We start from the raw sequence: 26,896 nt of genomic DNA, 5'->3' as shown, positions 1-26,896 counted from the left end.
CAGCCAGTGGATCGCCAGCGTCGGTAAAGGGGCTCGTATTATGAGCCGCCCAGCGGGGATCGGAAATTTTCACAGCGTGAATTCCAACGATGGGGGTGCCAATGCCCGCCATATTCGAATTGCTCTACAAGGAATTCTGCCGCGCCCGCCTTGCTGAAATGCGCAAGCAGCTTCTGCTCACGGGCAAACATCCTGAGCTGTTCCAGCAGGCCGACGACGCATGCGATCCGGAGAGCGCTGGCGACATGGACCCCAGCGACGAGACAGAATTGAAGCGCGTCAGGTAGTTGGCTCTCCTCACGGCAGCCGCATTTTGGAAAGGCGGCACTTTTTCAGGAGGCAACATTGAATACGCCCGAATTCTATACCGCATCGATTGCCTGCCTCTCGTGCATGACCATTGCTGTCATGATGGCCATCGGGGCCTGGTAGGCAGAAAGCTCGCTACAGCACCACCCGCCGTCCCTCCTCCGCCGCCCAATAGCCGGCGTAGTTCACCTTGATCGTCTCATAGGCCAGCGTGAGGTCGGACAGCGGCTGCCGTCCGGTGGCGGCGCATTCCATGAAATCCTGGATCTCCTGCAGGTAGCCGCGCGTCCATTCCTCCTCGAGGCAGACATATTGCCAGCCGGTTTTGCGGTCGACCTTCTCGGTGATGTAGACGCTGGCGAGTTTCTCCTCGTTGGTCTGGTAGCTCATCAGATGTGTATTGGGGGTGATGTTGGCGAACAGCGAGCCGCCGCTCGTATAGGTCTCGATCAGATTACGCACGCCGCCCATGATCATGTCGCCGGAAAACACGGTCGCCTTGGTACCGTCCGAGAAAGTCGCGGTCAGCGTGCCCCAGTCCTCCACGTCGACCGGATTGGCCTTGATGTAGCTGCGCTCGTCAGGCTTCAAGCAGGCGGTGACGTTACCGACATCCCCGGTGACGCTGACGACGCGGATGGTCTCGCCGCGCGCCTTCGCCTCGACCTGCTTGAGATAGAGCACCGCCGAGAGCGGATGGCAGCCCATGCGGATCAGCGAGCCGCCGCCGGTCATCGCCCATTGCGCCGCATGCGCCGCGTGCGAGCCGGAATGGCTCTCCTCGCCCTTCATGAACAGGATCTTGTCTTTCGTCGCCTTGATGATCTCCGCGGTCTTGGTCACCGCGGGCGCGTAGATCCAGTCCTCGGCATACATGAAGAGTTGTCCGGTGCGTTCGATCGCGGCGCGGGTGGCGTCCATCTCTTCCAGCAAGCGCTCATACATCAGCGCCTTCGGCACGTGCTTGCCGATCGGCTGCTGGTCGCCCTCGCGGCCGAAATAGCCCGCAAACGGCTTCTCGCAGATCACGTGCTTGCCGGCCTGCATGGCCGCGACGATCATCTCGGCGTGGAGGTTGGGCGGCGTGCAGATGTCGATGACATCGAGCTCACGGTCCGCGATCAGCTCGGAAAAACTGCGATAGACGCGCGAAATCCCGTGATGTCTTGCGAACGCAACGACGCGATCGCCGCGCGCGGCAACTGCCGCGACTTCGACGTCCGCGCCATAGACGCGCCGGAACGCGTACATATGCAGCTCCGACACGAAGCCGCAGCCGACGAGTCCCACCCGAATCCTGGCCATAGCACCCCTCACCCATGCTTTGGGCGGCACTATAGCGCGCTGGCAGTCCTATTCCACCGAGACCCGCACCACGCCGGCGCTCATCATGCCGAGCGCACGGGCGGCCGGCACGGAGAGATCGACGATACGGCCGCGGATGAAGGGACCGCGATCGTTGACGCGGCACTGGATCGTGCGACCGCTCCAGGACACCTTGAGCACGCTGCCAAAGGGGCGCGTGCGGTGGGCGCAGGTCAGCTCGCCCCCCTTGCCGGCCTTTCCGTATCCGTAATAGGAGGCCAGCCCGCTCTCGGCATTGGCAACGGAGATGAAGGCAAGGGAAGAGGTCGTTGCACAAATCAATAAGGTCGTCCGCGCTCGCACGGCACCGCTCCCGGTTGCACTGCCCCGACAGCCAACGTTGCCTTGTTCCTCTAAGTTCCGAGAATTGCCGGGCGACGCCCGGCAGCGCCATCACACTTTGTTACTCTCTGTGAAAGACCAGAGTGCGGATCTCGATGCTCTCGCGCGGTGCCGCGTCCGCTGGCGTGGTCGGATCGACGAAGGCCGTGTGCGGCCCGAACCGTGTGCGGCCGTCGGTTGCGGAATCGTAGCACTTGAGCAACAGCGCCTCGTCCGGCGTCATCTCGGGGAAATAGAACCAGCGGTGGTTCGGATTGTATTTCACCGAATAGGTCTCGCCGCGACGGTTGGGATAGATCAGGTCGGAGGCGACGAGATCATCGGGCGCAACACTGGTGCCGTCAGCCATCGCGAGCGGTGAATCGCGCAAGGGTCCGCGGATCGGCCGCCACAGATTGATCACCTGCACGCGGCCCTTCAGAAGCTCCTCGGCCTCGTCAGGCAGATGCTCGCGCACGCGGTTGGCGCCGGAGACTGAGGTCTGGTCGACATGGACGCGCGTCGCGGGCTGGCGCGGGCCGCCGTCGCGGATGTCCGCGGCGCCCTCGACGCGCTTGCGCACCGTGTGGTCGAAGATGAAGACGCGGTCGGCCTTCAGCGTCGCGCGCAGGAACGTCTCGACCGCGGGATAATAGACCGCCCTCACCTCCGCGTCGTCATGGAAGTTCTTGACCCGCGTCGGATGGCGCACCAGCGCAAAGCCCTCGCGGTCGAGCGAGATATTGTTGGCGATCAATCGCGCATCGAAGATCGGCACCTGATGCGGCTCCGGCAGCGATGTGCTCTTGGGCTCGCCCGGCGGCGGATCGAATGCATATGTGCGTGGCTTGCCGGAGGTCGGCGCGAGGTAGTTGAGTTCGGCAGTGACGAAGGGAAGCGATTCGATTTTTGTTTCTTGCAGGCCCATGGCCGGTCTCCCGATGTGGTCGTTGGATTGATTTTTGCGGGGATGGAGCACGGCGCAAGAGGTTGGACGCAAATAGCAATGCAGGTGTTGTCGGCACAGAGAAATGCAGAAGAAATATTTCGAGCGTGGCCTTTTGCGTGGAATGCGACCCGCTCATCTCACGGATGCTTGAGCACTTGTGAAATTCTCGTGCCCGGATACAGTGTCGTAGGGTGGGCAAAGTGAAGCGTGCCCACCGCTCGCGGAGAGACAGCCCTCAGCGCTTGGCAACTACAATCCCGCTTTCGCAATCGCCTCCGCAAACGAACGATCGACGATCTCCGCCGCATCGAGCTTCTGCTTGATCAAGCCCCAGCGGAAATAGAGATCGATCGTGCCCTGCTCGTCCGCGACCACGCCGTCGTCGATCGGCGCGATCCGGATCTTTGCGCGCGACAGCCAGTTCTGCGGCACGGCGGTCGGGATGTTCATCAGCTTGCCCCAGGTTGCGGCATAGCTGTCGATATTGCTCAGCGACCAGGCTCGCGCAGCGGTCAGGCGGCGGATGAAGTCAGTCAGCTCGGCGCGCTTGTCGCGGATGGCGTCGGGTCGCGCTACCTGAAAGCTCAGGCCCGGCGTCAGGCCTTCCGAGGTGATGACGCGGCGAGATTTGAACAGCACCTCTTCCTGGCTGACATAGGGCTCCCAGGTCGACCAGGCATCGACCGACCCTTGCGTGTAGGCGATCTTGGCATCGGACGGCGCGAGGAAAGCGATCTGCACGTCGCTCGCGCTCCAGCCATTCTTCTCGAGTGCCGCCAGGATCAGCTGATGGCCGATCGAGCCGCGGCCGGTCGCGATCTTCTTGCCGCGCAAATCGGCAAAACTCTTGATCGGCGAATTCTCCGGCACGAGGATCGCGAGCCCTTCACGCGTCTGGCGGATCGCGGCGATCGCCTTCACCGGCGCGCCGGAGGCGGCGGCGAAGGTGAACGGCGCATCGCCAACGAGTCCGGTCTCGATCGCGCCGGCGCTGAGCGCCTCGAGCAACGGCGCGGCCGCCGGAAACTCCTTCCATTCGATCTTGTACGGCACGTCCTTGAGCACGCCGGCCGCCTCCATCACGGCCTGCGCATTGCCCTTCTGGTCGCCGACGCGCAGGGTAGTCTGCGCTGCCGCGAGTTCAACCGAACCGAACAGCAGCGCGCCGGCCAGCATCAGGCGGATCATTCCGCCGCCTCGCCGCGAACGGCCTGACGCTTGGCGACGAGCTCGCGTGTCAGCGGGATCAGTTCGCGGCCGTACTCGATGGCGTCGATCAGGGGATCGAAGCCGCGGATCAGGAAGTGGCTGATACCGAGGTCGTAATAGTCGCCGAATACTTCCGCGACCTGCTCGGGCGTGCCGACCAGCGCGGTGGTGTTGCTGTTGGCGCCGGTGAGCTTGGCGATCTCGGTCCACAGCCGCTTGTCGATGCGGCTGCCCTGGTCGGCGAGCGCGAGCAGGCGGCGCGCGCCGGCGGTCGCATGGCCGTCGGCGGGCTTGCGATAGCCGGTCTTGTCCTGCAGCGCGGTGGCGCGGGCCAGAATCTCCTCCGCCTTCTCCCAGGCCTGCTTTTCGGTCGGCGCGATGATCGGGCGCACCGAGAGGCTGAAGCGCGGCGTCGGCCGGCCCTGCCGGATCGCGGCGTTGTGGACGCGAGAGGTGATGTCACGCACCTGAGCGTAGGATTCGCCCCACAGCGCGAAGGTGTCGGCGTGCCGGCCGGCAGCATCGATGGCCGCATCCGAGGCGCCGCCGAAATAGATGCGGATACCTTCGGGACGATACGGCTTCACCTGCGAGAAGCCGTTCTCGACCTGATAGTACTTGCCCTTGTAGGTGAACGGCTTGTCGCTGGTCCATTCCAGACGGACCACGTCGAGAAACTCGGACGTACGGGCATAGCGCTCGTCCTTGTCGTCGAGCGTGTTGCCGTCCTGGCGCAGCTCGGTGGCGTTGCCGCCGGTGATGACGTGCAGCGCGACCCTGCCGCGGGAAAACTGGTCCAGCGCGGCGAACTGGCGCGCCAGCAGCGTCGGCGCGGTGAAGCCCGGCCGCTGCGCGATCAGCACGTTGAGGCGGGAGGTCGCGTTGAGGACGTGCTGGGCGACCTGGAGGCTGTCCGGTGTGGTCGAATGAAACGCCAGCAGCGCGCGATCGAAGCCGGCGTTCTCGTGCGCCTTGGCGACTGTCTCGATGTGGGTGGGGTTGAGGATCGGGCCCTCGCGGACCACGGTCTCCGATGAATTGTTGTTGCTGATGAAGCCGATGAACTCGATCGACATGGTCGTCTCCCTGATGATTACCTAAATTCCGAGCGCCGCGCGACCAAGGCCGGTGCGCGTGGAATCGTCCTGCGGCGTGTGCACGCGGCCGCACAGCACGTCGCGATAGTGCCGCTCCAGCGGATTGGTGCGGGACAGGCCGTGATTGCCGGAAAGCGACAGCGCGTCCTCGACCACGGCGACGGCGTTGTTGGTCACCGTGAGCTTGATGGCGTTGGATTCGCCGGTGGAGAGATCGACCCCGTCGTCGAAATCGCGGGCGAAGGTCTCGATCAGCCGCGCATTGACCGCGAGCCTGACCTCGATGGCACCGAGGATCTCCTGCGCGCGCGGCAAGCTCGCAAGCGGCGCGCCGAGGCTGGCGGGAACGCGCTGCTTCAGGAACGAGACCAGCCAGTCGCGCGCGGCACGGGCGATGCCGTCATAGATCGCGGCGACGAACACCGTGTGGACCGTCGCCTGCGCAATGTCGGGCGCACGCCACTCCTGCGGCTTGCGGACATCGACCTCTGCATCGAGCGGGATCACGACGTCGTCGAAGGTGACGTCATGGCTGCCGCTGGCGCGCAGGCCGTGATGATCCCAGGTCTCGACAATGCGGGTGCCCGGCAGGCCCGCCGGCACCAGGAACTGTCCGACGCGCGGCTCGGCTTCGTCCGTGCGCGCCCAGACCAGATACCATTTCAGGATCGGCGAGCCCGTCGAATAGATCTTGTGACCGGTCAGGCGCCAGCCGGTCTCTGTGCGCCGCGCGATCGTCGCCGGCAGGCCCCCCCGCGAGGGCGAGCCGAGCTCAGGCTCGACGCGCAGCGCGTTGACCAGCGCGACGCCTTCGACTGTCTCGCGCGCAAGCTTGCGTGCCAGCTTCGCTGGCCAGGTCGGGCTTCGCCCCATCACCAGATGGTTGATGTAGTGCATCGCCAGCACCAGCGCGGTCGACGGATCGGCCTTGCCGATGATGCCGATGACCCGCGCGGCATAGCGTGCGCCGGCGCCGGCCCCGCCATGAACGGCCGGCACCGTCAGCGACAGCAGGCCCGCCTCGGACAACTCGCGAAAGTTCTCGAAGGCAAAGCCGCCGGTGCGGTCGTGTTCAGCCGCACGCGCGGCAAAGCCTTCGGCCAACGCCTCGGCGCGCCCGATGTAGTCGGGCTCGCTACGGGCGTTGAGCCCTTTGGCTACGGACGTCACCATGTGGCATCCAATCCCAACAGGCCGAGAATCTGGCGGCGAAGATCGGCCAGATAGGGATCGCCGCGATGGCGCGGATAGGGACGGTCGACGCGGATGTCGGCCTTCACGCGCGCCGGGCGGTCGCTGAAGACGATGACGCGGTTGGCGAGCACCAGCGCTTCCTCCGCATCATGCGTCACCAGCAGCGTGGTAAAGCCCTTGCGCTGCCAGAGCGAGACGAGCTCCGCCTGCATGGTGATGCGGGTGAGCGAGTCGAGTTTCCCCAGCGGCTCGTCGAGGATGAGGATCTTGGGATCGTTGACCAGTGCCCGCGCCAGCGCGACGCGCTGTGCCATGCCGCCGGAGAGCTGATGCGGATAGGCGTTGCGGAACGACGACAGCCCGACGAGATCGAGCGCGGCATCGACGCGGTGCCGCTGGCTCTTGAGGATGCCCTGCGCTTCCAGACCGAGCGCGACGTTGTCCCAGACCGAACGCCAGGGAAATAGCGTCGGATCCTGGAATACGACCACGCGCGAGGGATGCGGCCGGGTGATGCGCGCCTCGTCCTCGCGCAAGGTTCCTGCCTTGGGCTTGTCGAGGCCGGCGACGAGCCGCAGCAAGGTCGACTTGCCGCAGCCGGAGGGGCCGAGCAGCGCGACGAACTCGCCTGGCTCGACCGAGATGCTGACGTCGCTGAGAACAGGCAGCTCGGCGCCGTCGATGTCGAAGGCGTGGCTGACTGCTCGATGTCGAGCGCGGCGCCGGCGGCGGGTGGAGTGGCGACTTCGGCCAGTGCGGCTGCGGCTACCATTTCACGGTTCCCTTCTGCCAGACCAGCAGGCGGTCGCGGATTGAAAACAGCAGCGTGATCGCGCCGGAGCAGAGCAGCGACATCACGATCAGCGCCGCATACATGTTGGCGTAAGCCGCCCAGCCCTGCGCCCATTGCAGGTACCAGCCGAGACCGGCCTTGACGCCGATCATCTCGGCGACGACGAGCACGGCGAAGGACGAGCCCAGGCCCATGAACAGGCCGACGAAGACGTGCGGGAGTGCCGCGGGGATCGCGACCTTCAGCACCAGGAACGACGGCTTGGCGCCCAGCGTGCGCGCGACGTCGTAATAGGCGTTGCTGACGCTCGCCACACCCGACCAGGTCAGCACCGTGACCGGGAAGCCGGTCGCGAGCGCGATCAGGAAGGTCGAGGCGCTCCAGCTCGACGGGAACGTGAAGAAGGCGATCGGCAGCCAGGCCGTCGCCGGCAGCGGACCGATGAAGCGCAGCACCGGATGCACCCAATAGCCGGCCGCGCGCGACCACCCGATCGAGACGCCGGTGAGGAAGCCGACCGTCGCGCCGATCAGATAGCCGCCGAGCTGAAGCTTGACCGAGGCAAAGACGCTGTCGAGCAGCTTCGGCAAATCGTCGGTATAGACCTCGATGATCGACTGCGGCGGCGGAAAGAACGGCAGCGGCAGCCACGCAAACTTCGCGGTGGCGAGCTCCCACAGCGTCAGGAATGCACCGAGCGCCACGAGCCATGGCGCGCGCTGGCGCAAGCCGCGGCCTGCCGAGCCGAGATAATCGGCGCCGACCGTGCCGAACAGAGCGACCGCCGCAACGATGAAGGCGGCGATGCCGAGCGAATGCGTGCGCGACCAGTCGCCGAGATCCTCCCACCACAGGCAGGACAGGCCGAAGGCGATCCAGGCGACGCTGGCGAGCACGCCGACGCCGGACTCCCGGATCCAGCTCGCAAGCAACGGCGCGCGAGAAAGACGCGGTGCACCGGAGGCAAGGCCGTCAGACAGCGAATACGTCGACATAGATGCGCTCCGCGAATTTGGCCGTATCGGTGCTCTGCTTGAAGACCTGCACGCTCTTGAGGTCGTCGGCATAGGCCTTGAGCTCGCGCTTCAGCACCTCGCCGACGGGATGATGATGATGGGTGTGGTAGCGCACCATGCCCTCGATGTCGGCGATGGTCGCCGTCTTGGGCGCGTAGGGCTGGAACGCCTTCGCCGCGACCGACGGATTCTGCGACGTGAACATGGCGGCGTCGAGCAGCGCCTGGGTTAGCGCGCGCGCGACCTGCGGCTCCTCGCGCACGAGGCTGCCGCGCAGGCCGACGATGCAGCAGCTCTTGTCGCGATATTCGCCGTCGAGATTGGAAGCGACTTCCTTGTACTGGCTGTCCTTCAGCCAGAGATAAGCAAGCGGATCGGAGGCCAGGAAGGCCTGCACCTCGCCCTTCTGGACCGCGACGTCGAGCAAATTGCCGGGATAGGCGCGCCAATCGACGTCCTTGTTCGGATCGATGCCGAGCTTGGCGAGCTGAATCGAGAAGAAGTTCTTGTCGGGGCCGCCGAGATCGCCGACCGCGACGATCTTGCCCTTGAGATCGGCGAGCTTGTCGACGCCGGAATTGGCACGGGTCAGGACCCGCATGCAGCCGCCATGGGTGCCGGCGGCGATCTTGACGTCAAAACCCTGCTCCAGCGGCTTCAGCCAGCGCAGTGCCATGCCGAGGCCGGCATCGCTCTTGCCGGTGGCGATCGCCTCGAGCAGCTGGTCGGTCGAACCGGAATAGTTGATGAGCTCGACGTCGAGATTCTGCTTCTGGAAGAAGCCGTGCTCGATGGCGACGGGAAGCGGCGTGAGGCAGACCGCGCCGGCATTCCACGACAGTTTCAGCTTGCGCGGCGCGCCGGTGAGCGCAGGGACGCCCGCCGCCGTGCGGCACAGCGGAAACTCCGAGAGGTCGACTCCGGGCGCGATTGCCTGCGGAGCAAATGCCTGCGCGCCCAGCGCGCCGAGCGGCGCGGCAAAGGCCGCACCAAGCCCCGCTTGAAGCAGATGGCGCCGGTCGAGATGTGACCCGCCGCGCTTGTTGTCGTTGCTCATCAGTCCCCACTCCTGCGCTGGAACAGCTCCGCCATCGGCGCAACGCTCGCGTTGCGCATGTTCCGCTCGGAGCTGCGTTGAGAGAATAATTTCCGCCGGCGCTCATGGCGCCACCGTTGATGCGATGCGCAAATCATGCGGCGCGCCCGCCGCATCGTCAATGAAATGGAATTTCGAATGTTGCGCGAAGCGGGGTCATTCTCTCCATCAGCGCATGCGGGAACGATGAAACGATTTCCGCTGATGCGTCATGTTGCAAAGCTGCGCCGTGACTTCCTCTTTGCATCAATTGCCGCGCCGTGATGCGCAGGCACACGCCGCGTTCTCAAAAGAGGACGTTCTCTGAAACGTCCTTGCCGATCGCGCACGCAATACGGTCGGCCATTTCATTGACTGCGTAGTGCGCGGTCATAGACTTGATCGTCCCACTGCATCGTTCGCTCACGCGTCGTGAGCCAGGCAACAAGACAGATCACATGAGCATCAATTCCCACGACCATCCCATCACCCGCCGGCTCGCCGCATCGCTGCTCGCCGCCGCCATCACGCTGTCGACCGCTGCCGCCTCCTTCGCTGCCGACGCCGTCGTGCTGCGCGTCGGCGACCAGAAGGGCGGCAACCGTTCGCTGCTCGAAATCTCGGGCTACGCGAAAGACCTGCCCTACAGAATCGAATGGTCGGAATTTCCGGCGGCTGCTCCGATCCTGGAAGCGCTCAACGCCGGTGCGCTCGACGTCGGCTATACCGGCGATCTCTCGTTTCTCTCGGTCTATGCCGCCGGCGCGCCGATCAAGGCGATCGGCGGCACCAAGTCGGATGCAAAGACGCAGGCGATTCTCGTGCGCCAGGATTCGCCGATCAAATCCGCCGCCGATCTCAAGGGCAAGCGTCTCGCCGGCACGCGCGGCGGCTGGGGCCAATTCCTGATCGACGCGACGCTGGAGAAGGCGCAGATCAGACTGGAAGACGCGACCTTCGCGCCGCTCGGCCCTGTCGATGCCAAGGTCGCGCTGGTGGCCGGCTCGATCGACGCCTGGGCGGTGTGGGAGCCCTACATCTCGTTCGCGACACTGAAGGACAAGGCCCGCGTGATCGCGGACGGCGAAGGCCTGACGCCGACCATCACCTTCATCGTCGCGACCGACAATGCCATCGCCACCAAGCGCGCGGCGGTCCAGGACTTGCTGCAGCGGCTGAACAAGGCGCGGCTCTGGTCGCTCGATCACCTCGGCGAATACGCCAGGAGCACGGCCGAGCTGACCAAGCTACCGGAGGACGTGCTACTGTCGGCCTACACCGCACAGCGCACCAGCCCGATCGTGATCGACGAGAATGTCGTGAAGGAAGTGCAGGATGCGTCCGATCGCGGGACGCGTTACGGCATCCTGCCGAAGACACTCGACGTCAGCAAGGCCGTCGACCGCAGCTTCACCGCCGCGGCCGCGGGATCGAACTAGAGCATTTTCGAGCGAAGTGGAAACCGGTTCGCGTGAAGAAAACGCGTCAAAACAGGAATCCAGAGCCCCGTTCCGATTCATCGGATCGGAAACGGCTCTAGCACAGGAGCGGCGGGATGCGCAGGCTTCGCCTCAAGGCCGGCCCGCTACATCTCGCCGCGATCGTGCTCGCGCACCTCGCCTGTATGAGCCTGATCGTGTGGCTCTCGCTCTGACAGCGCGCGACTACCAATATCCGCGGTGATAGTGACGGTGGTAGACCCGGTATGGCCGGTAGTAGCCGTAACGAGGGCCGTAATACGGACGGTAGACCCTGTAGCCGTAATATCGGGGACGTGGCGCGTAGTACGGTCCGTAGCCATAACCGTAATAGGCCGGCGCATAACCATAACCATAGCCGTAGCCTGGTCCTGGATATCCGTAGCCGCCGTAATAGCCGTAAGGCGCGCCGCTGGCGATGGCACTGCCGATGATCGCGCCGGCGGCGAACCCGCCGATGCCCCATCCCAAGCCTCCGCCGCGCCAATGCACCTGCGTGACATCGTCACCGACGGCAGCCTTCATGGTCGCGACGTTGGTCGGCAGCGGGGCCGCCGCCGCCTGCTCGATTTGGCCGGCCATCACCGCGCTCGCCAGCGAACAGGCAATTGCCGTTGTCCAGAACCTCATCATCTTGCTCCCTGTCTGACGTTTCGCTTGAAAAGCATCGCAAGGCCATGATCGGACATCCTGCGCCAAGTCAAAGTCTCCGAAAGGCAAACCTTCCGATTGCGTGCAGCGCACAAGAGAGCTGCGCATGCCTCAATTGTGGTCAGGCCGGGTTGCCGCGTGGTCCGGATGTGACACCGGCGCTACGGAGCCCCCGAGGCGGCAAGACCACGACAAAGCATTAAGCTTCTCGCGCGTTCGCAACCAACAAGCGCCTTCCAGATTTACTATTCGTACCGTTACTATCGGTTCCAAGGGAGCGCGGTTGCGAGGCGTCGTTAAGCCTTGGTTAGCAGCAGATTGCCTTGCGCCGGAATGTGGGAGGATGACATGAGTGCCGCCGGAAATGAGCCGCTCGCCCGCCAGGCGCTGGCCTTCGTCCTGGCCGGCGGCCGCGGCAGCCGGCTGCTGGAGCTGACCGACCGGCGCGCCAAGCCCGCGGTCTATTTCGGCGGCAAGTCCCGCATCATCGATTTCGCGCTGTCGAACGCGGTGAACTCAGGCATCCGCCGTATCGCGGTCGCGACACAATACAAGGCGCACAGCCTGATCCGGCACCTTCAAATGGGCTGGAACTTCTTCCGTCCCGAGCGCAACGAGAGCTTCGACATCCTGCCGGCGAGCCAGCGCGTATCGGAGAACATGTGGTATGTCGGCACGGCCGACGCCATTTACCAGAACATCGATATCATCGAGGCGCACGCCTGCCGCTTCATCGTGGTGCTCGCCGGCGACCACATCTACAAGATGGACTACGAGGTGATGTTGCGGCAGCACGTCGAGAGCGGCGCCGACGTCACGGTGGGCTGCCTCGAGATGCCGCGTGCGGAATCCTCCGGCTTCGGCATCATGCATATCGACGAGAACGGCTGGATCCAGCAGTTCCTGGAGAAGCCCGCCGATCCGCCGCCGATGCCGGGCAAGCCCGACGTCTCGCTTGCCAGCATGGGCATCTACGTGTTCGACGCGAAATTCCTGTTCGACGAGCTGAAGCGTGACGCCGAGGATCCGAACTCGAACCACGATTTCGGCAAGGACATCATTCCCTACATCGTCAAGAACGGCCGCGCCATCGCTCACCAGTTCTCAACCTCCTGCGTGCGGACCGGGACCGAACCGCGCTCCTACTGGCGCGACGTCGGAACGGTCGACGCATACTGGGCCGCCAACATCGACCTCACCGACGTGGTGCCGGAACTCGACCTGTTCGACCGCGCCTGGCCGATCTGGTCCTATTCGGAGATCACGCCGCCTGCCAAATTCGTCCATGACGAGGAGAGCCGGCGCGGTTACGCCGTGAGTTCGCTGGTCTCGGGCGGCTGCATCATCTCCGGTGCATCGCTGCGTCGCTCGCTGCTGTTCACCGGCGTGCGCATCAATTCCTACGGCAATGTCGAGAACGCGGTGATCATGCCCTACGTGAACGTCGGTCGCGGTGCGCGGCTGAAGAACGTGGTGATCGACCGCGGCGTCGAGATCCCCGAGGGGCTCGTCGTCGGTGAGGATCCCGAACTCGACGCAAAGCGCTTCCGCACCACCGAGCAGGGAATCTCGCTCATCACCCAGCCGATGATCGACAGGCTCAATACATGACGCCTGTTCGCGTCCTCGCGGTCGCCTCCGAAGTCTACCCCATCGTCAAGACCGGCGGCCTCGCGGATGTCGCCGGCGCGCTGCCGCTGGCGCTGAAGGCGCACGGCGTCGAGATGCGGACGCTGATGCCGGGCTATCCCGACGTGATGCGACGGCTCGCCGGCGCCGACGAAATCCGGCGCTGGCCGGATTATTTCGGCGGACCGGGACGCCTGCTCGCCGGCTCGCATGACGGGCTCGACCTGTTCGTGCTCGACGTGCCGCATCTCTACGCGCGGCCCGGCAATCCCTACGTCACCGCGGAAGGCGTCGATTGGCCCGACAATGGCCTCCGCTTCGCCGCGCTGTCGCGTATCGCGGCCGATATCGGCCATGGCCTCGTGCCTGCCTTCGTGCCCGATGTCGTGCACGCCCATGATTGGCAGGCCGGGCTCGCGCCGGCCTATCTGCATTATGACGGTCGCCCGCACCCCGGCACCGTGATGACCATTCACAACATGGCTTATCAAGGCAAGTTCGACCGCGATCTGGCAAGCGCGATCGGCCTGCCCCGGGATGCCACGTTCGATGTCCACGGCCTCGAATATTTCGGCGGCATCAGCTTCCTCAAAGCAGGTCTGCAACTCGCCGATCGCATCACCACGGTATCGCCGACCTATGCGCGGGAGATTCAGAGCGACGAAGGCGGCATGGGATTCGGCGGGCTGCTGCGCGAGCGCGCCGGTGTGCTGAGCGGCATCCTCAACGGCATCGACACCGAGGTGTGGAATCCGCAAACCGATCCGCACATCGCCTACCGCTTCGGCACGAACGACCTGACGTTCCGGGCCGCGAACAAGGCCGTGCTTCAGCAGCAGTTCAATCTCGATTCCTCGGACGAGGCGCCGTTGCTCGGCGTCATCAGTCGCCTGTCCTGGCAAAAGGGTCTGGACCTTCTGCTCGAGACCATTCCCACCATCCTGGGAGAAGGCATGCAGCTCGCCCTGCTCGGCAGCGGCGACCGCGATCTGCAAGATCGCTATCAGGCCGTCGCCCGTGCCAACCCCGGGCGGATCGGAGTCGTGATCGGCTATGACGAAATCCTGGCGCATCTGATCCAGGCCGGTTCGGACGCGCTCATCGTGCCGTCTCGCTTCGAGCCGTGCGGCCTGACCCAGCTCTGCGCGCTGCGTTATGCCGCCGTGCCGATCGTCTCCCGTGTCGGCGGTCTCGAAGACACCATCATCGATATCGGCGAGGCCGACGCGTCGGACCGGGACGCCACCGGCTTCAAGTTCGCCCCCGTCACCGCGGATGCTCTCTCCGGCGCGCTGCGCAAGGCCAACGCCGCCTTCCGCAACAAGGGAGCCTGGCGCCGGCTGCAATTGAGCGGTCTTGCCACCGACGTCTCCTGGCGCAACCGCGCCGGCGACTATGCCGCGCTCTATCGCGATCTCATCGCGCGACGGGGCTGAGGCGGAGGCGCCGTCGAATCAGTGTTATAGAGCCGGCATGGACCCATTCGCGATCAAGCTGATCGGCTTTGCCGCCGCCACCTGCACCACCATCGCCTACGCGCCGCAGGTCATCAAGGTGTGGAAGACCCGCTCAGCGCGCGACATCTCGCTCGGCATGTTCCTGATCATGGTGCTCGGCCTGGCGCTGTGGCTGATCTACGGCCTGCTCAGCGGCGACGCGCCGCTGGTCGCCGCCAACGCCATCACTATGCTGCTGGCCGGCGGGATCCTGTTCATGAAGCTGAAATACGGGTGAGATTGAAAGCCCCGTAGGGTGGATTAGCCGAAGGCGTAATCCACCACCTTGGTCGCGGCTCGATGGTGGATTACGCTGCGCTAATCCACCCTACGATTCACCCAAACACATACGACGCCATCGCCACATTCGCGACCTCGTCGACGAAGACGCGTTTGCCGACATCGCTGCCGGCGGCACCGGCGGCCACCATCAGCGGCAGCAGATGGTCCTCGCGCGGATGCGCAAGGCGCGCGCTCGGCGCGTTCTCCCAGTCGACCAGCATCGCGTTGCGCCGCGCCGCGTCCGGATTGCTGATCGCCTCGTTCAGATAGGCCTCGAAATCATACGAGACGGGTTTTGACTCCGCCCGTCCGAAGCCGCGCATGTTGTGATAGGTGAGCCCGCTGCCGACGATCAGGATGCCCTCGTCGCGCAGCGATGCGATCGCCTGCCCGACCCTGATGTGCTCGGCCGCATCGTAACTCGACTTCAGCGACAACAGCACGATCGGCATGTCGGCGTTCGGATACATCAAGCCGAGCGGCACGAAGGTGCCGTGATCGAAGCCCTGGTTGGGATCCTCCCGGCAATCGAGGCCCGCGCCCATGAGCAGCGCCTTCACTTCCGCAGCGAGCTCGGGCTTGCCCGGCGCCGGATATTTGAGGTGATAGGTATGCTCGGGGAAGCCGTAATAATCGTACACCATCGGCGGATGCGCAGAGGTCGACACGGTGAAGGCTTCGGCCTCCCAGTGGCCGGTGATGACGAGCACCGCCTTGGGCTTCTCGGGGAGAAGCTGCGGCAGCCGGCCGAACTCCGCGGCGGTCCTGGCATATTGCACCCGCCGGTCCTCCATGAACGGCCAGGGACCACCGCCATGCGACAGGAAGAGAGTCGGTAATCGGGTCATGGCTGCGGGCTCGCTTCAAGGACGACATGCGCGTGGTGCAACCGCGCGATCGGCGGGAGCATAGGCAACCCGGCATGGTTAGCAAGTCGTTAACGATTTGCCCGCCACAATCCGGCCATGGCCGAAGGAGTCGGCCTGAAGACAAGCGAGACGTGAGATGAAGAAGTTTGCGCTGGGGGACGTCGTCAACAGTGACAAGGGCCGCCGCGGCGTCGTTCGCGCCGCCTACAGGTCCCGCGAAGGCCAGCAGTTCTACGCCGTCGAGAAGGACGGCGCGATGGACTATCTGGAAGAAGACCGGCTGAGCCCGGCGCCGCGCGTCGAGCTCGCGGCCTAAGCCCATCTCATCCTGCGCTAGCGCGCGAGCCGATCCAGACGCTCCGACCAGGGGTCGGTGTCGCTCGCGATGCCATCGTTCGCGATCAGCAACAGGCGATCGCGGTCTGCGGCCCTGTCCCAATGCGGCAGGTCCGAGCCGTTGGGATCGCCTGTCCGCGCGAAATTGGTCCAGTAGGCGCGCATGCGGCTTGCGACCTCGCGATCGCCTCGCGAGAGGAGTCCCGCACCGGGAACGCCTTCCACGCCAAAGATGAACTGCAACTCGCGCCCGTGCCCTTCGTCGGGATTAGCGCGCCGGGCCTCGGGCACGTAGGCGAAGCGATAGCGAAAGACGGCTGCGCCGGTTGCGGCATGCAGGCGAGCCAGCAGTCGCACCGGCTCGGAAAACACCTTGTCCGTGTAGAGCCTTGCCGCGAGGTCCGAAGGACTGGCAAGGCCCGGATAGAGCTTGCGCAGCTCGTCGATGCTCTCGCCCGAAGATGCCAGCGCCGACTTGATGTCGAGCTCGCCGTCAAAGCCGGTCTCGTCGTCATTCGAGCCGATGATCACCGGAATCCGGCTTTCGTGTCCGGCCGCAAAACCGGCGGCAACGTCCGCGGTCACCAGACGTCCATCGATCGCCGGGGCGACGCTGCGCGGTGATTCTTCGAGCAGATGGTTTTCGGCGGCAAGGAGCCGCGACGTCTCGACGGCGCGCAAGTCGGCGGGCTCCCCGAGCATGGCGATGAAGTGCCGCCCCATAGCCTCCGCCTCCTGCGCCGAGCGTAGCCGCGCACGACCGGGTATCGATTGCAGGATGGCTTTCTGAAACAGATCGCGCGACTGCGCACACAGCATCAGCAGCGCGATCGACGTGGCGCCCGCACCATTGCCGAACAGGGTGACGTTGCCGGGATCGCCGCCAAAGGCCGCGATGTTGTCATGCACCCATTGCAGCGCCGCGATCTGGTCCATCAGGCCGTAATTGCCGGAGCCGCCATCCGACAGCGCCGGATCGGCAAGCCAGCCAAACACGCCGAGGCGATAGTTCACGGTGACCACGATGAGTCCGGCCTGCGCCAGCTTGGCGCCGTCGAACACCGGATCGTTCACCGTGCCGCTGACGAAGGCGCCGCCATGGATGAACACCATCACCGGCAGCGGGCCGTCGACCCCGAAGGGGCGAAACACGTTGAGTGCAAGGCAATCTTCGCTGGCGCCCGGCAGCGACGGCTGAAGACACGGCGCGCCGTACTCATAGGCGGTGCGCATCCCGGAATTTTCGGCCGTCGCCTGCGGCGGACGCCAGCGCAACGCGCCGACCGGCGGAGCTGCGTAGGCCAGTCCCTTGAAGGACGCCACCTCGCCCTCGACGGCACCGAGCATCTGGCCTTCACGCGTCAATGCGAATGGGAACTGCCCGACCGCCTGCGCGACGGCCGCACCGGCACAGTGGAGCAGCGAAGAGGCCACAAGAAACGCAAACAGCGACCGCATCCTGGGAGATCTCGATGCGCGGAAAGGTTCCCGAACAGGTTACGTCCGCGGCCCGTGGCGAGGCAAGCGCCGCGGCCTAGCCGCCCTTGCCGATGATCTCCGCCAGCGCGCGGCGCGCGACGATGCCGAGTTCGCCGAGGGTCGCGCGACCGGACTGCGCCGCTTCGATCAGCCGCTCGGCGATGAATCGGCGGCTGTCGTGATCACCGCCGTGCGGCAGCTGGCGGCACGTCTCCTCGAGGACGACGTCCATGTTCGCTTTGGTTCGCTCACTCAACTCTGTCATGACGCCCTGCGTACGCGTGGCTTGTAGCCGCAAGCATACACAGACCGATGTGGTCTGATTAGACCGGACTACCACGGCGATTGTGCATCGCAGTGCGTGTATCGCCGCAACCTTCGCGCGGTCACGATCGCGCCGCAAACGACTACCGAAGATTGCACTTGCTCTGATGACAAGCCGAGCCTGCAGCGCTAGCCTGCCGGCAAAACAAAAGCACGGGAGGAATGCCATGTCTGACGCAATGGTCGCCGCACGTGAGTCCAGGACGGCGAATGGAACAGCCCAACAGGTCGACGTCGCCGTGGTCGGCGCCGGATTTTCCGGCCTCTATCTTCTGCATCGCCTGCGCAAGGCCGGGTTCACGACGGTCGCGCTCGAGGAGGCCGGCGATGTCGGCGGCACCTGGTACTGGAACCGCTATCCGGGCGCGCGCTGCGATATCCAGACCATCGACTACAGCTACTCCTTCGATCCGGAACTCGACAAGGCATGGACCTGGTCGGAGAAATACGCGACCCAGCCCGAGATCCTGCGCTATCTCGGCTTCGTCGCCGACCGCTATGATTTGCGCCGCGATATCCGCTTCAAGACCAAGGTGACCGAAGCCAGATGGGACGAGGCGAGCGAGCGCTGGCAGCTCACCACCGACAACGGCCCGCCGGTCTCCTGCCGCCACTACATCATGGCCACGGGCTGCCTCTCCGCGCCAAAGCCGCCGGAAATCGACGGCGTCAAGGATTTCAAGGGCGAGGTCTATTTTACCGGCCGCTGGCCGCATGACGGCGTCAACCTGGCGGGGAAACGGGTCGCCGTGATTGGCACCGGCTCGTCGGCGATCCAGTCGATCCCGCTGATCGCCGAGCAGGCCGCGCATCTCACCGTGTTCCAGCGCACGCCGAATTTCGCGCTGCCCGCGCATAACGGCCCGCCGCCTGCCGATCGCAAGGAGCTGTTCGAGAGCGACCGCGCCGCCTATCGCGAGCAGGCGCGACAATCGATGGCCGGCGTGCCCTATCCGCAGCAGACGGTCGTGAGCTGGCAATTGAGCGATGCCGAGCGTCGTGAGCGGTTCGAGCGCGCCTGGGCCGCCGGCGACCTCGTCCACATCCTGACGCAGCTCTGGGCCGACCAGGCGGTCGATGTCGACGGCAACAGGATCGTCCAGGACCTGATCCGCGAGAAAATTCGCGCCGCCGTCAACGACCCCGAGACCGCTGCGGCGCTGATGCCGGACGATCACCCGTTCGGCGCCAAGCGCCCCTGCCTCGACACCAACTACTACGCCACCTACAACCGGCCGAACGTCACGCTGGTCGATCTGCGCCAGGAGCCGATCAAGGCGATCACCGCGAGCGGCATCACGACGGCCAGGCGCAATGTCGACGTCGACGTCATCGTGTTCGCCACCGGCTTCGACGCCATGACCGGTGCGATCCGCGCCGTGCATCCGATCACGGGACGCGGCGGCAGGTCGCTCACCGACGTCTGGGCGCAGGGGCCGCAGACCTATCTCGGGCTCACGGTCGAGGGCTTCCCGAACTTCTTCATGATCACCGGACCCGGCAGCCCGTCGGTGCTGTCGAACATGGCGGTGTCGATCGAGCAGCACGTCGACTGGGTCGTCGATCGCCTCGCCGCGTTGCGCGACGCGGGCTTCACCACGATCGAGCCGACCGCGACGGCGCAGGCCGGCTGGAACAGGCACATGGCCGACTGCTCGATGGTGACGCTGCACCGGCTCGCCAACACCTGGTACACGGGCGCCAACGTGCCCGGCAAGGTGCAGGGGCTGATGCCCTACACCGGCGGCGTCGGTCCCTATCGCAGCATCTGCGACGAGGTCACGAGCCGTGGCATGCTCGGCTTCAAGCTGACAGGCCCGAACGTCGCCGCGCAATGCAATGACGGCGAAGTCGTGCGCCTGCAGCCGGATGTGCGGCTGGTGCTGAACCTGCTCGCGTCGCTCAACCTGCCGCCGATCGAGTCGATGGGTGCGCAGGGCGCGTGCGCGTTCGTCAACGAGTTCAACAAGGGACGTCCCGCCGGACGGCCGATGGGCGAGATCGTCGACGGCACGCTGCCGGGCCCCGACGGTCCGCTGCCCTATCGCGTCTACAAGCCTGCGACATCAGGACCGCATCCGGTCGTGGTCTATTTCCACGGTGGCGGCTGGGTGCTCGGCGACGAGCAGTCGGACGAGCCGTTCTGCCGCGACATGGTACGGCGGACCGGCATGATGTTCGTCAGCGTCGGCTATCGTCACGCGCCGGAGCATCGTTTCCCGGCGGCGGCCGAGGACGGCTATGCGGCGACGCGCTGGATCGCCGAGCATGCCACCGAGCTCGGCGGCAAGTCGGGCCCGGTGCTGGTCGCCGGCTGGAGCGCGGGCGGCAACATCGCCGCCGTCACCTGTCAGCTCGCGCGCGACCGCGGCGGGCCGCAGATCGCGGGCCAGTTGCTGGTGTGCCCCGTCACCGACTGCAGCTTCGATCGTCCCTCCTACAACGACAATGCGACCGGCTATTTCCTGACGCGTTCGCTGATGTACTGGTTCTGGGATCTCTACTGCTCGCCGGCCGACCGCACCGATCCGCGCGCCTCGCCGCTGCGCGGCAAGGTCTCAGGCCTGCCGCCGGCCTTCGTGGTCACCTGCGAGTTCGATCCGCTGCGCGACGAGGGCGTCGCCTATGCCGAGGCCATGGCGGCCGCGGGCGTGCCGGTCGAGCAGCTCAGGGCGCGCGGTCATTTCCACTCGTCCTTTGCGATGGTCGATGTGGTGATTACCGGCGTGCCGGGCCGGGTGCAGATGGCCCAAGCCTTGCGGCGCTTCGCCGGGCTTCCGCAGGAGATCAGTCGCGATGACGAGCACAGCCAGGGTCATCCCAGCCCGGGGCACAGAATCGCGGCGGCCGCGAGCTGAGTCAGGCGGCCGGGAACTATGTCCCGGTCACCGCGTTGTGCGGTTGTGGCATTGAGATGCAGTGATTGGTATGGGCCCCGGCACGCCAGGTTGTGTGCTGGGGTTCTTTCTGCATGAGGCAGGGACGATGGGTGGCGTATCAGTTTCAAAGGTCGATTTCAGCGCGCCTGCCGCGCTGCATAAATGGCCGTCGCTCGGAAACCAGCGCCGGCCGGACCGCGAATCCTATCAGGTGAGCCAGGGCACGCTCGACGATTGCATCTCTGCCTTCATGGAGAAGCCTGCGCCGACCCGGCATCTCTATGATATCCACACTGCGCCGCAGCCGCCGCTGGTCACGGACATCCTCTCGCCCGAACACGTCCTCGAGCTGTCGCGGCTACGGGAATATCTCTAAAGGCCCCACGCGACGGTCTTCTCGAACAGGCAGGAACTTTCTTCCGGTTGTTCCCGTTATCGGGGATCGGAAGCCAAGAATCCAAAGCCAAGGCGTGAGTGCCTGAGATGCTTGAAGCCAGCGTGTCCAATCCGGCGGTGCCCTACGGCGCGGACCAGACCCTGTTCGTGGTGATTGATCGCCTCGGCAAGGCCAATGAAATCCGCATCGAGCGCAGCGATCTCGAAGCCACGATCGGCGAGCTCGTCGCCGGCTGCTTCAACGATCCGATCAAGGTGATCTCGTTCAACACGCTCGAACACTGGACGAAGGATATCTCGAAAGATGTCGCCGGCGAGATCCGGGCGCGTTGCGATATCGACGGCGTCTGCTTGCCCGACTATCTCAGCGATTTCGTCGAAAGCCACATCTGACGCACGATCGTCGGAGCAATTCCCAAATCCCAGGCAACAAAAAAGCGCCGCTTCCGCGGCGCTTTTCGTGTGGCAACACTATCGTTTGAGCATGATCTTATCGGAAAACCGCTCAACACTTTTCCGGATCATGCTCTAGAGCGTTTCATTTTTTGATAGAAGCGTATCCGGCATTAACGAAGTAGTTGCTGCATTCGCTGGGCAGAACGCTTCTGACGAGGTTGCCGATGTGGTCGCAGGCGTCGTCGATCGTGCGCTTCTGTGCGATGCGCATCCAGTGCTTGATCTTGGCGAAGACTTGCTCGATCGGGTTGAGGTCGGGTGAGTACGGCGGCAGGTACCACAGTCTTGCGCCGGCTTTCCGGATCATCTGCCGAACGGTCGGGGACTTGTGGCTACCGAGATTATCCATGACGACGATGTCGCCCGGTTTGAGCACTTTGACGAGTTGCTGTTCGACATAGGCGCGGAAGCTTTCGCCGTTGATCGGTCCGTCGAACACGCAAGGCGCAGTGAGCTGGTCAGAGCGTAGGGCACCGAGGAAGGTCAGGGTTCGCCAGTGACCGTGCGGCGCAAAGCCGCGCAACCGCTCGCCCTTGGATCCCCAGCCGCGCAACGGGGCCATGTTGGTCTTGATCCAGGTCTCGTCGATGAACACCAGGCGGCTTGGATCGAGGCGATCCTGCAAGCTGCGCCAGCGCTGCCGCCGCCGCGCGACGTCGGCGCGACCCTGCTCAAGGGCGAACAGTGTTTTTTTGAAGCTGAGACCTTCGCGTCGCAGGAAGGTCCATACCGCATGGTGTGAGACTTTCACGCCTCGCGCGGCAAGTTCGTCCTTCAGCCCGTGCAGCGTTAGATGTGGCGTCTGCCTGATCCGCTCCACGATGAACGCTCGATGCGGCCCCAGAACCGGCTTACGGTGACCGCCCATCTTGCCCGGCGCCACCGAACCCGTCGCGCGATAGCGCTGCCTCCACTTCACGACGGACGACACTGCAACATCGAACCGGGCCGCCACAGCATGGCAACTCTCGCCGGATTCCACCGCCTTCACGGCTCGTTCACGAAGATCATTCGAAAGAGGTCGGACCATCTGATGCTGGCCTCCGATCCAGCCAGCATCTTGAATCACAAACCGCCGCCCGACGGAATCCCTCCCGATTCAATAAATCGATGAACCGCTCTAGTGATGCCAGAACAATGCCAGCAGCAGAACGATCGGCAGCGGCACACCAAGCATCCAAAGCAAAGCACCTTTTCCAAAGCCCATGACTTCCTCCTCTTCAATCACATTCATGACGCACAAAAAGGAAGGAAGTTCCGCGCCTGGAAGCGAGGTGGAATGCACTCAGAGCATGGTTCTTACGGAACTTTCATGCGCGCCGGGGACTGCCGGCGATGAGCTCGATCTCGCGGCGGCGCTCGCCGGCGAAGCTCAGGAGTCTCTCGATCGTCAGCGTATCCGTGATCCGTTTGGCGAGCCGCTCGGCGCGTGCGGCCTGATCTTCGAGATACTGGATCGTGTTCAAACGCCGCCTCCCCCAAGAGCCCAAATCGTTCGGGCATCCATGGTGCGACAGGGCGGCTAACAGGCGGTTAAGCGCGCCGTCTCGATGACCATGAGGATTGAATTATTGCACGACGTCGAGCCGGACATTGGTGATGCCCTTGTCCATCATGCCGAGCGCCTCGGCTGCGGACGGCGAGATGTCGACGACGCGTCCGCGAACATAGGGCCCGCGATCGTTGACCCTGACGGTCACGAAACGGCCGGAGGAAACGTCGGTGACGCGCAGCTTCGTGCCGAACGGCAGCGTCGGATGCGCGGCGGTCAATTCGTTCTTGTCGAACCTCTCGCCGCTCGCGGTCTCCGTGTCCGAATAGAAGCTGGCAACGCCATGCGAGACGCTTTGCTTTGCGCCATCTTCGGGGCTGCGCACCCGGCTGATCGGCCGCGGGTGCAGCGCCGCCACCCGGTGCGGCCGCGCGACGGCGGCCTGACGGTTGGTGCCGGCAAGATCGGCCTTCTGGCGGCCAACCGGCGATTGCGCGCAGGCTGCGAGCGAGGCGGCTCCGATGACCGCGAGAAACAAGCGGCACGAGGTTGCCAGCGAAATCCGGGCAGTTTCGGCACGTGCAAAGCAAGACATGATGCGCCCTCCGAACAACCCCAAGTTTCGGTGGGCAATGAGGGCAGAACCTTGGCTGAAGAAAAGCAGGGTTGGGGCCGCGTTCGTTTCGCGCCGGATGTGGCGATTCCACCACAGTTACCTGTCCTGAATCGAGACAGACAGCTGCCCTCGGGCGGCCGCGCGTCGCCTCACCAGGAGATGGCGAGCGCCCGATGGGGTTGGGTCCTCACGCCGACCCAGTCCGTCTGTCCGCTCAGTACTTCGGCTCGTACATCTGCGACTGGACCAGGGCCCTGACGTCGTTGGGCGCGGGTCCGTCCGCCAGTCCGCGCTGGAAGGCCACGTCTGCGACGGCGGCAGCGATGCGGACCGAAACCTCGCGGATGCGAGGGAGCGCCGGATAGAGGCTTCCCTGCGCGAGATCCTCCTTGCCGACGCAATCGGCGAGCGTATGGGCGGCCGCCATGAACATCTCGTCCGTCACCAGCCGCGAGCGGCTGGCGATGACGCCGAGGCCGACGCCGGGGAAGATGTAGGAGTTGTTGCCCTGGCGCGGCACGAAGGTGCGGCCGTTGAGCTTCACGGGATCATAGGGGCTGCCGCAGGCGAACAGCGCGCGGCCCTCGGTGTAGCGGTAGGCATCCTCCGCCGAGCATTCGGCCTTCGAGGTCGGGTTGGAGAGCGCGAACACGATCGGCTGCTCGTTGAGCGCCGCCATCGTCTTCAGCACCTCGGGCGTGAAGGCGCCGCCGACCGCGGCGACGCCGATGATCGCCGTCGGCTTCAGCGTCTTGATCGCGGTGAGGAAGTCGGCGATCGGCGCCTGGTCGGAATGTGCATAGCGGAGCTTGTGGCCATGGAGGCCTTCGCGACTGCTGACGACGAGGCCGCGGGAATCCACCAGCCAGTTGCGCCGGAGCGCTTCGCCTTCCGAAGCCCCCTCCGCCATCATCGCGGACACGACGAGATCGGCGATGCCGGTCGCGGCCTCGCCGGCGCCGAGGAACAGGATGCGCTGGTCCTTCAGCTTGCCGCCGTTGACGCGCAGCGCCGAGAACAGGCCGGCGAGCGCCACCGCCGCTGTGCCCTGGATGTCGTCATTGAAGACGCAGGCATCCTCGCGGTACTTGTGCAGCAGCTTGAATGCCGAATGATTGGCGAAATCCTCGAACTGGATCAGCACGCCCGGGAACGTCTTTCGCGCGGCCACCATGAATTCGTCGACGAAGCTGTCATAGGCCTCGCCGGTGAGCCGCCGCTGGCGCAAGCCGAGATAATAGGGATCGTTGAGCAGCTCTTCGTTGTTGGTGCCGACGTCGAGCACGATCGGCAGGCATTGCTCGGGATGCACGCCGGCGCAGGCCGAATAGAGCGAGAGCTTTCCGACCGGAATGCCCATGCCGTTGGCGCCGAGATCGCCAAGCCCAAGGATGCGCTCGCCGTCAGTGACGACGATGAGCTTTGCGGGATTGGGCCAATTCTTCAGGATGTCCGCGATCTGGCCGCGATCGCGCGAGGAGATGAACATGCCGCGCGGCCGCTGGTAGATCAGGCCAAACTTCTGGCAGGCGAGCCCGACCGTCGGCGTGTAGATGATCGGCTGGATCTCGTCGATATTGTCGACGACCACGCGGAAGAACAACGCCTCGTTGCGGTCATGCAGCGCGTTCAGTGCGACGAATTTCTCGAGGTCCGTCGGCAATGTGCGCAGGTTGGTGAGCACGCGCTCGACCTGCGTCTCCATCGTCAGCACGCAAGGCGGCAGCAGGCCACGCAAGCCCAGCGCGGCGCGCTCCGCTTCCGTGAAGGCGGTGCCCTTGTTGAGCAGGGGATCGCGCAGCAGCGTCATGCCGTGCGCCGTGTCGGATGATGTCGGATGGGCACTGACCCGAGCAGGTCTATTCACGAATTCCCCCAGGGAGTTTCTCATTGAACCGCGGGCATTGTCGGCCAGCGCTCACCTTATATCAAGGATGCATCACCGCAGGCATCGATAGTGATCTCGCACCGCAGCGAGACTTTCGCGCCGGAAAAGGTTAACGGCCCGCGCCTCTCTCTCCCCTCATCCTGAGGAGCCTGCGCAGCAGGCGTCTCGAAGGATAAAGGCCCCGCTCTCGCCCGCGCCATCCTTCGAGACGGCCGCTTCGCGGCCTCCTCAGGATGAGGGCTTGTTATGCGGCGACAGCGCTATTCCGGCTTGATGTCCGCTGCCTTCACGATCGGCCACCATTTCTCGATCTCGGCCTTCTGGAAGGCCGCGAGCGCCGCAGGCGTTTGCTGGTCCGGCGGCGGTATCTCCTGCCCCAATTCGCCGAAGCGCTGCTTGACGGCGGGATCGGCAAGCACGGTGACGATCGCCGCGTTGAGCTTCGTGACAATGTCCTTGGGCGTATTCTTCGGTGCCCAGATGCCGTGCCAGTAGGAAATATAAAGCCCGGGCAGTCCCGCCTCGTCCACAGTCGGCACGTCGGGCGCGGAGGCCAGCCTTGTCGGCGAGGTCACCGCGAATGCCTTGATCGCGCCGTTCTTGTATTGCGGCAGCGAGTTCGAGGCTTGGTCGAACATGATGTCGATCTGGCCCGCGACGAGATCGATCATGGCGGGCCCCGCGCCGCGATAAGGCACGAACTGGAAGTCGGTGCCGGTCTTCTCCTTGAAGAAGACGCCGGCGACATGCGCGCCCGTGCCGGCGCCGGCCGTGCCAGCGGTCGCCTTGCCGGGGTTGGCCTTCAGCCAGGCGATCATTTCCTTCAGACTGTTGGCCTCGAGCGACTTACGGCCGACGATGAGCTGCGTGCCCATCGCGATCGTCGCGACCGGCTCGAAATCGGCCAGCACGTCATAGGGCAGCTTGAAGATCGCGCCGTTCAGCACATGCGTGCCCCAATGGCCGATCGTGATCGTCGTGCCATCAGGCGTCGCACGCGCGACGCGCGCGCCGGCAATGCTGCCGGAGGCGCCGGCCACGTTCTCGACCACGATGGTCGTATGCAATTCGGCAGCGATCCGCTCGGACAGAATTCGCGCCAGCGTATCGGTCGGCCCACCCGCCGCGAACGGCACCACGAGGGTGATGGGGCGCGACGGAAACGGCTGGGCGCGGCCAGGTGCGGTCCACGCACATCCGAGCAACGCGCAAATGACGATCACATTGCCGCGCAATCCGGCCCACAGCCCCCGCATTCGTCTCTCCCCACCCTTTTTGTCGCCCGCATGTCGTCAGC

28 protein-coding genes and 1 pseudogene are annotated in these 26,896 nt (G+C 64.8%); 10 read left to right on the top strand and 19 right to left on the bottom strand.

Translation table 11 applies throughout. The annotated features are described in order from the left end of the window. Positions 1-101 precede the first annotated feature (101 nt). Positions 102-287 carry a hypothetical protein gene (locus WHZ77_RS09000; RefSeq protein WP_375313351.1) on the top strand — a complete coding sequence of 62 codons (186 nt, stop codon included), beginning with the start codon at positions 102-104 and terminating at the stop codon, positions 285-287. Positions 288-444: 157 nt separating this feature from the next. Here the strand turns inward: WHZ77_RS09000 and WHZ77_RS08995 are convergent, their stop codons facing one another. From WHZ77_RS08995 to WHZ77_RS08955, 9 genes and pseudogenes are all read right to left on the bottom strand, one after another. After that, positions 445-1,614: a Gfo/Idh/MocA family protein gene (locus tag WHZ77_RS08995; protein ID WP_375313350.1), complete on the bottom strand. Its 1,170-nt coding sequence runs from the start codon at positions 1,612-1,614 to the stop codon at positions 445-447. Between the two features lie 48 nt (positions 1,615-1,662). After that, positions 1,663-1,977 carry a septal ring lytic transglycosylase RlpA family protein gene (locus WHZ77_RS08990; protein WP_375313349.1) on the bottom strand — a complete coding sequence of 105 codons (315 nt, stop codon included), beginning with the start codon at positions 1,975-1,977 and terminating at the stop codon, positions 1,663-1,665. A gap of 100 nt (positions 1,978-2,077) precedes the next feature. Further along, the gene (locus tag WHZ77_RS08985) at positions 2,078-2,923 is read right to left on the bottom strand and encodes a CmcJ/NvfI family oxidoreductase (protein WP_375313348.1); all 846 of its coding nucleotides are present in this window, start codon (positions 2,921-2,923) and stop codon (positions 2,078-2,080) included. A 270-nt stretch (positions 2,924-3,193) separates the two neighbouring features. Continuing rightward, the gene (locus WHZ77_RS08980; RefSeq protein ID WP_375313347.1) at positions 3,194-4,132 is read right to left on the bottom strand and encodes an ABC transporter substrate-binding protein; all 939 of its coding nucleotides are present in this window, start codon (positions 4,130-4,132) and stop codon (positions 3,194-3,196) included. After that, the gene (locus WHZ77_RS08975; protein WP_375313346.1) at positions 4,129-5,229 is read right to left on the bottom strand and encodes an LLM class flavin-dependent oxidoreductase; all 1,101 of its coding nucleotides are present in this window, start codon (positions 5,227-5,229) and stop codon (positions 4,129-4,131) included. Before WHZ77_RS08975 ends, WHZ77_RS08980 begins: the two co-directional genes overlap by 4 nt. 21 nt (positions 5,230-5,250) lie before the next feature. Further along, positions 5,251-6,423, bottom strand: coding sequence for an acyl-CoA dehydrogenase family protein (locus tag WHZ77_RS08970; RefSeq protein ID WP_375313345.1), 1,173 nt, complete (start codon positions 6,421-6,423; stop codon positions 5,251-5,253). Next, a pseudogene (locus WHZ77_RS08965) lies at positions 6,417-7,216 on the bottom strand (ABC transporter ATP-binding protein). The gene WHZ77_RS08970 and the pseudogene WHZ77_RS08965 overlap by 7 nt, the downstream one beginning before the upstream one ends. Further along, the gene (locus WHZ77_RS08960; RefSeq protein WP_375313344.1) at positions 7,210-8,232 is read right to left on the bottom strand and encodes an ABC transporter permease; all 1,023 of its coding nucleotides are present in this window, start codon (positions 8,230-8,232) and stop codon (positions 7,210-7,212) included. The pseudogene WHZ77_RS08965 and the gene WHZ77_RS08960 overlap by 7 nt, the downstream one beginning before the upstream one ends. Continuing rightward, positions 8,210-9,310 carry an ABC transporter substrate-binding protein gene (locus WHZ77_RS08955; protein WP_375313343.1) on the bottom strand — a complete coding sequence of 367 codons (1,101 nt, stop codon included), beginning with the start codon at positions 9,308-9,310 and terminating at the stop codon, positions 8,210-8,212. Before WHZ77_RS08955 ends, WHZ77_RS08960 begins: the two co-directional genes overlap by 23 nt. Positions 9,311-9,445: 135 nt before the next feature. Here WHZ77_RS08955 and WHZ77_RS08950 point away from each other — a divergent pair, with 135 nt between their 5' ends. Then, positions 9,446-9,613, top strand: coding sequence for a hypothetical protein (locus WHZ77_RS08950; RefSeq protein ID WP_375313342.1), 168 nt, complete (start codon positions 9,446-9,448; stop codon positions 9,611-9,613). Between the two features lie 173 nt (positions 9,614-9,786). Then, positions 9,787-10,767 (top strand): ABC transporter substrate-binding protein, encoded by a 981-nt coding sequence (locus tag WHZ77_RS08945; protein WP_375313341.1) that lies wholly within the window; start codon positions 9,787-9,789, stop codon positions 10,765-10,767. Between the two features lie 225 nt (positions 10,768-10,992). Here WHZ77_RS08945 and WHZ77_RS08940 read toward each other — a convergent pair whose 3' ends face one another. Next, on the bottom strand, positions 10,993-11,436 hold the full coding sequence (locus tag WHZ77_RS08940; RefSeq protein ID WP_375313340.1) for a hypothetical protein: 444 nt from the start codon (positions 11,434-11,436) through the stop codon (positions 10,993-10,995). A gap of 369 nt (positions 11,437-11,805) precedes the next feature. Between WHZ77_RS08940 and glgC the strand changes: the two genes are divergently transcribed. The 3 genes from glgC to WHZ77_RS08925 are packed head-to-tail and all read left to right on the top strand — an operon-like array spanning position 11,806 to position 14,820. Then, complete coding sequence (gene glgC / locus WHZ77_RS08935) at positions 11,806-13,068, top strand: glucose-1-phosphate adenylyltransferase (RefSeq protein WP_375313339.1); 1,263 nt, start codon at positions 11,806-11,808, stop codon at positions 13,066-13,068. Next, positions 13,065-14,522 (top strand): glycogen synthase GlgA, encoded by a 1,458-nt coding sequence (gene glgA / locus WHZ77_RS08930; protein WP_375313338.1) that lies wholly within the window; start codon positions 13,065-13,067, stop codon positions 14,520-14,522. The genes glgC and glgA overlap by 4 nt, the downstream gene beginning before the upstream one ends. Before the next feature lie 37 nt (positions 14,523-14,559). Continuing rightward, complete coding sequence (locus tag WHZ77_RS08925) at positions 14,560-14,820, top strand: SemiSWEET transporter (protein ID WP_375313337.1); 261 nt, start codon at positions 14,560-14,562, stop codon at positions 14,818-14,820. 97 nt (positions 14,821-14,917) lie between these two features. Here the strand turns inward: WHZ77_RS08925 and WHZ77_RS08920 are convergent, their stop codons facing one another. Beyond that, positions 14,918-15,712, bottom strand: coding sequence for a DODA-type extradiol aromatic ring-opening family dioxygenase (locus tag WHZ77_RS08920; RefSeq protein ID WP_375313336.1), 795 nt, complete (start codon positions 15,710-15,712; stop codon positions 14,918-14,920). A 157-nt stretch (positions 15,713-15,869) separates the two neighbouring features. Between WHZ77_RS08920 and WHZ77_RS08915 the strand changes: the two genes are divergently transcribed. Continuing rightward, positions 15,870-16,049 (top strand): hypothetical protein, encoded by a 180-nt coding sequence (locus WHZ77_RS08915; RefSeq protein ID WP_151648664.1) that lies wholly within the window; start codon positions 15,870-15,872, stop codon positions 16,047-16,049. Positions 16,050-16,066: 17 nt separating this feature from the next. On the opposite strand, the gene WHZ77_RS08910 is transcribed toward WHZ77_RS08915, so the two are convergent. Both WHZ77_RS08910 and WHZ77_RS08905 read right to left on the bottom strand, forming a co-directional pair. Beyond that, the gene (locus tag WHZ77_RS08910; protein WP_375313335.1) at positions 16,067-17,527 is read right to left on the bottom strand and encodes a carboxylesterase/lipase family protein; all 1,461 of its coding nucleotides are present in this window, start codon (positions 17,525-17,527) and stop codon (positions 16,067-16,069) included. 76 nt (positions 17,528-17,603) lie between these two features. Beyond that, positions 17,604-17,813: a hypothetical protein gene (locus tag WHZ77_RS08905; protein ID WP_375313334.1), complete on the bottom strand. Its 210-nt coding sequence runs from the start codon at positions 17,811-17,813 to the stop codon at positions 17,604-17,606. 226 nt (positions 17,814-18,039) lie between these two features. Between WHZ77_RS08905 and WHZ77_RS08900 the strand changes: the two genes are divergently transcribed. The 3 genes from WHZ77_RS08900 (at position 18,040) to WHZ77_RS08890 (ending at position 21,540) form a co-directional block, all read left to right on the top strand. Next, entirely contained in the window at positions 18,040-20,730 is a 2,691-nt protein-coding gene (locus WHZ77_RS08900) for an alpha/beta hydrolase fold domain-containing protein (RefSeq protein WP_375313333.1), read from the top strand. A 127-nt stretch (positions 20,731-20,857) separates the two neighbouring features. Then, a complete protein-coding gene (locus WHZ77_RS08895) occupies positions 20,858-21,127 on the top strand; it encodes a hypothetical protein (protein ID WP_375313332.1) in 270 nt (89 codons plus the stop codon). A gap of 107 nt (positions 21,128-21,234) precedes the next feature. Beyond that, positions 21,235-21,540 (top strand): hypothetical protein, encoded by a 306-nt coding sequence (locus tag WHZ77_RS08890; RefSeq protein WP_375313331.1) that lies wholly within the window; start codon positions 21,235-21,237, stop codon positions 21,538-21,540. 145 nt (positions 21,541-21,685) lie between these two features. Here the strand turns inward: WHZ77_RS08890 and WHZ77_RS08885 are convergent, their stop codons facing one another. From WHZ77_RS08885 to WHZ77_RS08860, 6 genes are all read right to left on the bottom strand, one after another. Continuing rightward, positions 21,686-22,633, bottom strand: a complete 948-nt coding sequence (locus tag WHZ77_RS08885) for an IS630 family transposase (protein WP_375309229.1) — start codon at positions 22,631-22,633, stop codon at positions 21,686-21,688. Between the two features lie 90 nt (positions 22,634-22,723). Further along, positions 22,724-22,888: a hypothetical protein gene (locus WHZ77_RS08880; protein ID WP_375313330.1), complete on the bottom strand. Its 165-nt coding sequence runs from the start codon at positions 22,886-22,888 to the stop codon at positions 22,724-22,726. Positions 22,889-22,913: 25 nt separating this feature from the next. After that, positions 22,914-23,069: a hypothetical protein gene (locus WHZ77_RS08875; RefSeq protein ID WP_015684411.1), complete on the bottom strand. Its 156-nt coding sequence runs from the start codon at positions 23,067-23,069 to the stop codon at positions 22,914-22,916. Positions 23,070-23,171: 102 nt separating this feature from the next. Next, positions 23,172-23,690, bottom strand: a complete 519-nt coding sequence (locus WHZ77_RS08870; protein ID WP_375313329.1) for a septal ring lytic transglycosylase RlpA family protein — start codon at positions 23,688-23,690, stop codon at positions 23,172-23,174. Positions 23,691-23,925: 235 nt separating this feature from the next. Beyond that, positions 23,926-25,521, bottom strand: a complete 1,596-nt coding sequence (locus tag WHZ77_RS08865; protein ID WP_375314684.1) for an NAD-dependent malic enzyme — start codon at positions 25,519-25,521, stop codon at positions 23,926-23,928. A 338-nt stretch (positions 25,522-25,859) separates the two neighbouring features. Next, positions 25,860-26,855, bottom strand: coding sequence for a tripartite tricarboxylate transporter substrate-binding protein (locus WHZ77_RS08860; RefSeq protein WP_375313328.1), 996 nt, complete (start codon positions 26,853-26,855; stop codon positions 25,860-25,862). Between the last annotated feature and the right edge of the window lie 41 nt (positions 26,856-26,896).

This window comes from Bradyrhizobium sp. A5 (assembly GCF_042076515.1).
Classification (GTDB): Bacteria; Pseudomonadota; Alphaproteobacteria; order Rhizobiales; family Xanthobacteraceae; genus Bradyrhizobium; species Bradyrhizobium cosmicum.
Note: the sequence above shows the minus strand (reverse complement) of the source record. Positions and strands in the feature narration are given on the sequence as shown.

Bases quoted from the DNA above. Each gene is read 5' to 3' on its own strand.
- WHZ77_RS09000 (WP_375313351.1), top strand. From the start codon at position 102: ATGCCCGCCATATTCGAATTGCTCTACAAGGAATTCTGCCGCGCCCGC.
- WHZ77_RS08995 (WP_375313350.1), bottom strand. From the start codon at position 1,614: ATGGCCAGGATTCGGGTGGGACTCGTCGGCTGCGGCTTCGTGTCGGAG.
- WHZ77_RS08985 (WP_375313348.1), bottom strand. From the start codon at position 2,923: ATGGGCCTGCAAGAAACAAAAATCGAATCGCTTCCCTTCGTCACTGCC.
- WHZ77_RS08980 (WP_375313347.1), bottom strand. From the start codon at position 4,132: ATGATCCGCCTGATGCTGGCCGGCGCGCTGCTGTTCGGTTCGGTTGAA.
- WHZ77_RS08975 (WP_375313346.1), bottom strand. From the start codon at position 5,229: ATGTCGATCGAGTTCATCGGCTTCATCAGCAACAACAATTCATCGGAG.
- WHZ77_RS08970 (WP_375313345.1), bottom strand. From the start codon at position 6,423: ATGGTGACGTCCGTAGCCAAAGGGCTCAACGCCCGTAGCGAGCCCGAC.
- WHZ77_RS08960 (WP_375313344.1), bottom strand. From the start codon at position 8,232: ATGTCGACGTATTCGCTGTCTGACGGCCTTGCCTCCGGTGCACCGCGT.
- WHZ77_RS08955 (WP_375313343.1), bottom strand. From the start codon at position 9,310: ATGAGCAACGACAACAAGCGCGGCGGGTCACATCTCGACCGGCGCCAT.
- WHZ77_RS08950 (WP_375313342.1), top strand. From the start codon at position 9,446: ATGCGGCGCGCCCGCCGCATCGTCAATGAAATGGAATTTCGAATGTTG.
- WHZ77_RS08945 (WP_375313341.1), top strand. From the start codon at position 9,787: ATGAGCATCAATTCCCACGACCATCCCATCACCCGCCGGCTCGCCGCA.
- WHZ77_RS08940 (WP_375313340.1), bottom strand. From the start codon at position 11,436: ATGAGGTTCTGGACAACGGCAATTGCCTGTTCGCTGGCGAGCGCGGTG.
- glgC (WP_375313339.1), top strand. From the start codon at position 11,806: ATGAGTGCCGCCGGAAATGAGCCGCTCGCCCGCCAGGCGCTGGCCTTC.
- glgA (WP_375313338.1), top strand. From the start codon at position 13,065: ATGACGCCTGTTCGCGTCCTCGCGGTCGCCTCCGAAGTCTACCCCATC.
- WHZ77_RS08925 (WP_375313337.1), top strand. From the start codon at position 14,560: ATGGACCCATTCGCGATCAAGCTGATCGGCTTTGCCGCCGCCACCTGC.
- WHZ77_RS08920 (WP_375313336.1), bottom strand. From the start codon at position 15,712: ATGACCCGATTACCGACTCTCTTCCTGTCGCATGGCGGTGGTCCCTGG.
- WHZ77_RS08915 (WP_151648664.1), top strand. From the start codon at position 15,870: ATGAAGAAGTTTGCGCTGGGGGACGTCGTCAACAGTGACAAGGGCCGC.
- WHZ77_RS08910 (WP_375313335.1), bottom strand. From the start codon at position 17,527: ATGCGGTCGCTGTTTGCGTTTCTTGTGGCCTCTTCGCTGCTCCACTGT.
- WHZ77_RS08905 (WP_375313334.1), bottom strand. From the start codon at position 17,813: ATGACAGAGTTGAGTGAGCGAACCAAAGCGAACATGGACGTCGTCCTC.
- WHZ77_RS08900 (WP_375313333.1), top strand. From the start codon at position 18,040: ATGTCTGACGCAATGGTCGCCGCACGTGAGTCCAGGACGGCGAATGGA.
- WHZ77_RS08895 (WP_375313332.1), top strand. From the start codon at position 20,858: ATGGGTGGCGTATCAGTTTCAAAGGTCGATTTCAGCGCGCCTGCCGCG.
- WHZ77_RS08890 (WP_375313331.1), top strand. From the start codon at position 21,235: ATGCTTGAAGCCAGCGTGTCCAATCCGGCGGTGCCCTACGGCGCGGAC.
- WHZ77_RS08885 (WP_375309229.1), bottom strand. From the start codon at position 22,633: ATGGTCCGACCTCTTTCGAATGATCTTCGTGAACGAGCCGTGAAGGCG.
- WHZ77_RS08870 (WP_375313329.1), bottom strand. From the start codon at position 23,690: ATGTCTTGCTTTGCACGTGCCGAAACTGCCCGGATTTCGCTGGCAACC.
- WHZ77_RS08865 (WP_375314684.1), bottom strand. From the start codon at position 25,521: ATGACGCTGCTGCGCGATCCCCTGCTCAACAAGGGCACCGCCTTCACG.
- WHZ77_RS08860 (WP_375313328.1), bottom strand. From the start codon at position 26,855: ATGCGGGGGCTGTGGGCCGGATTGCGCGGCAATGTGATCGTCATTTGC.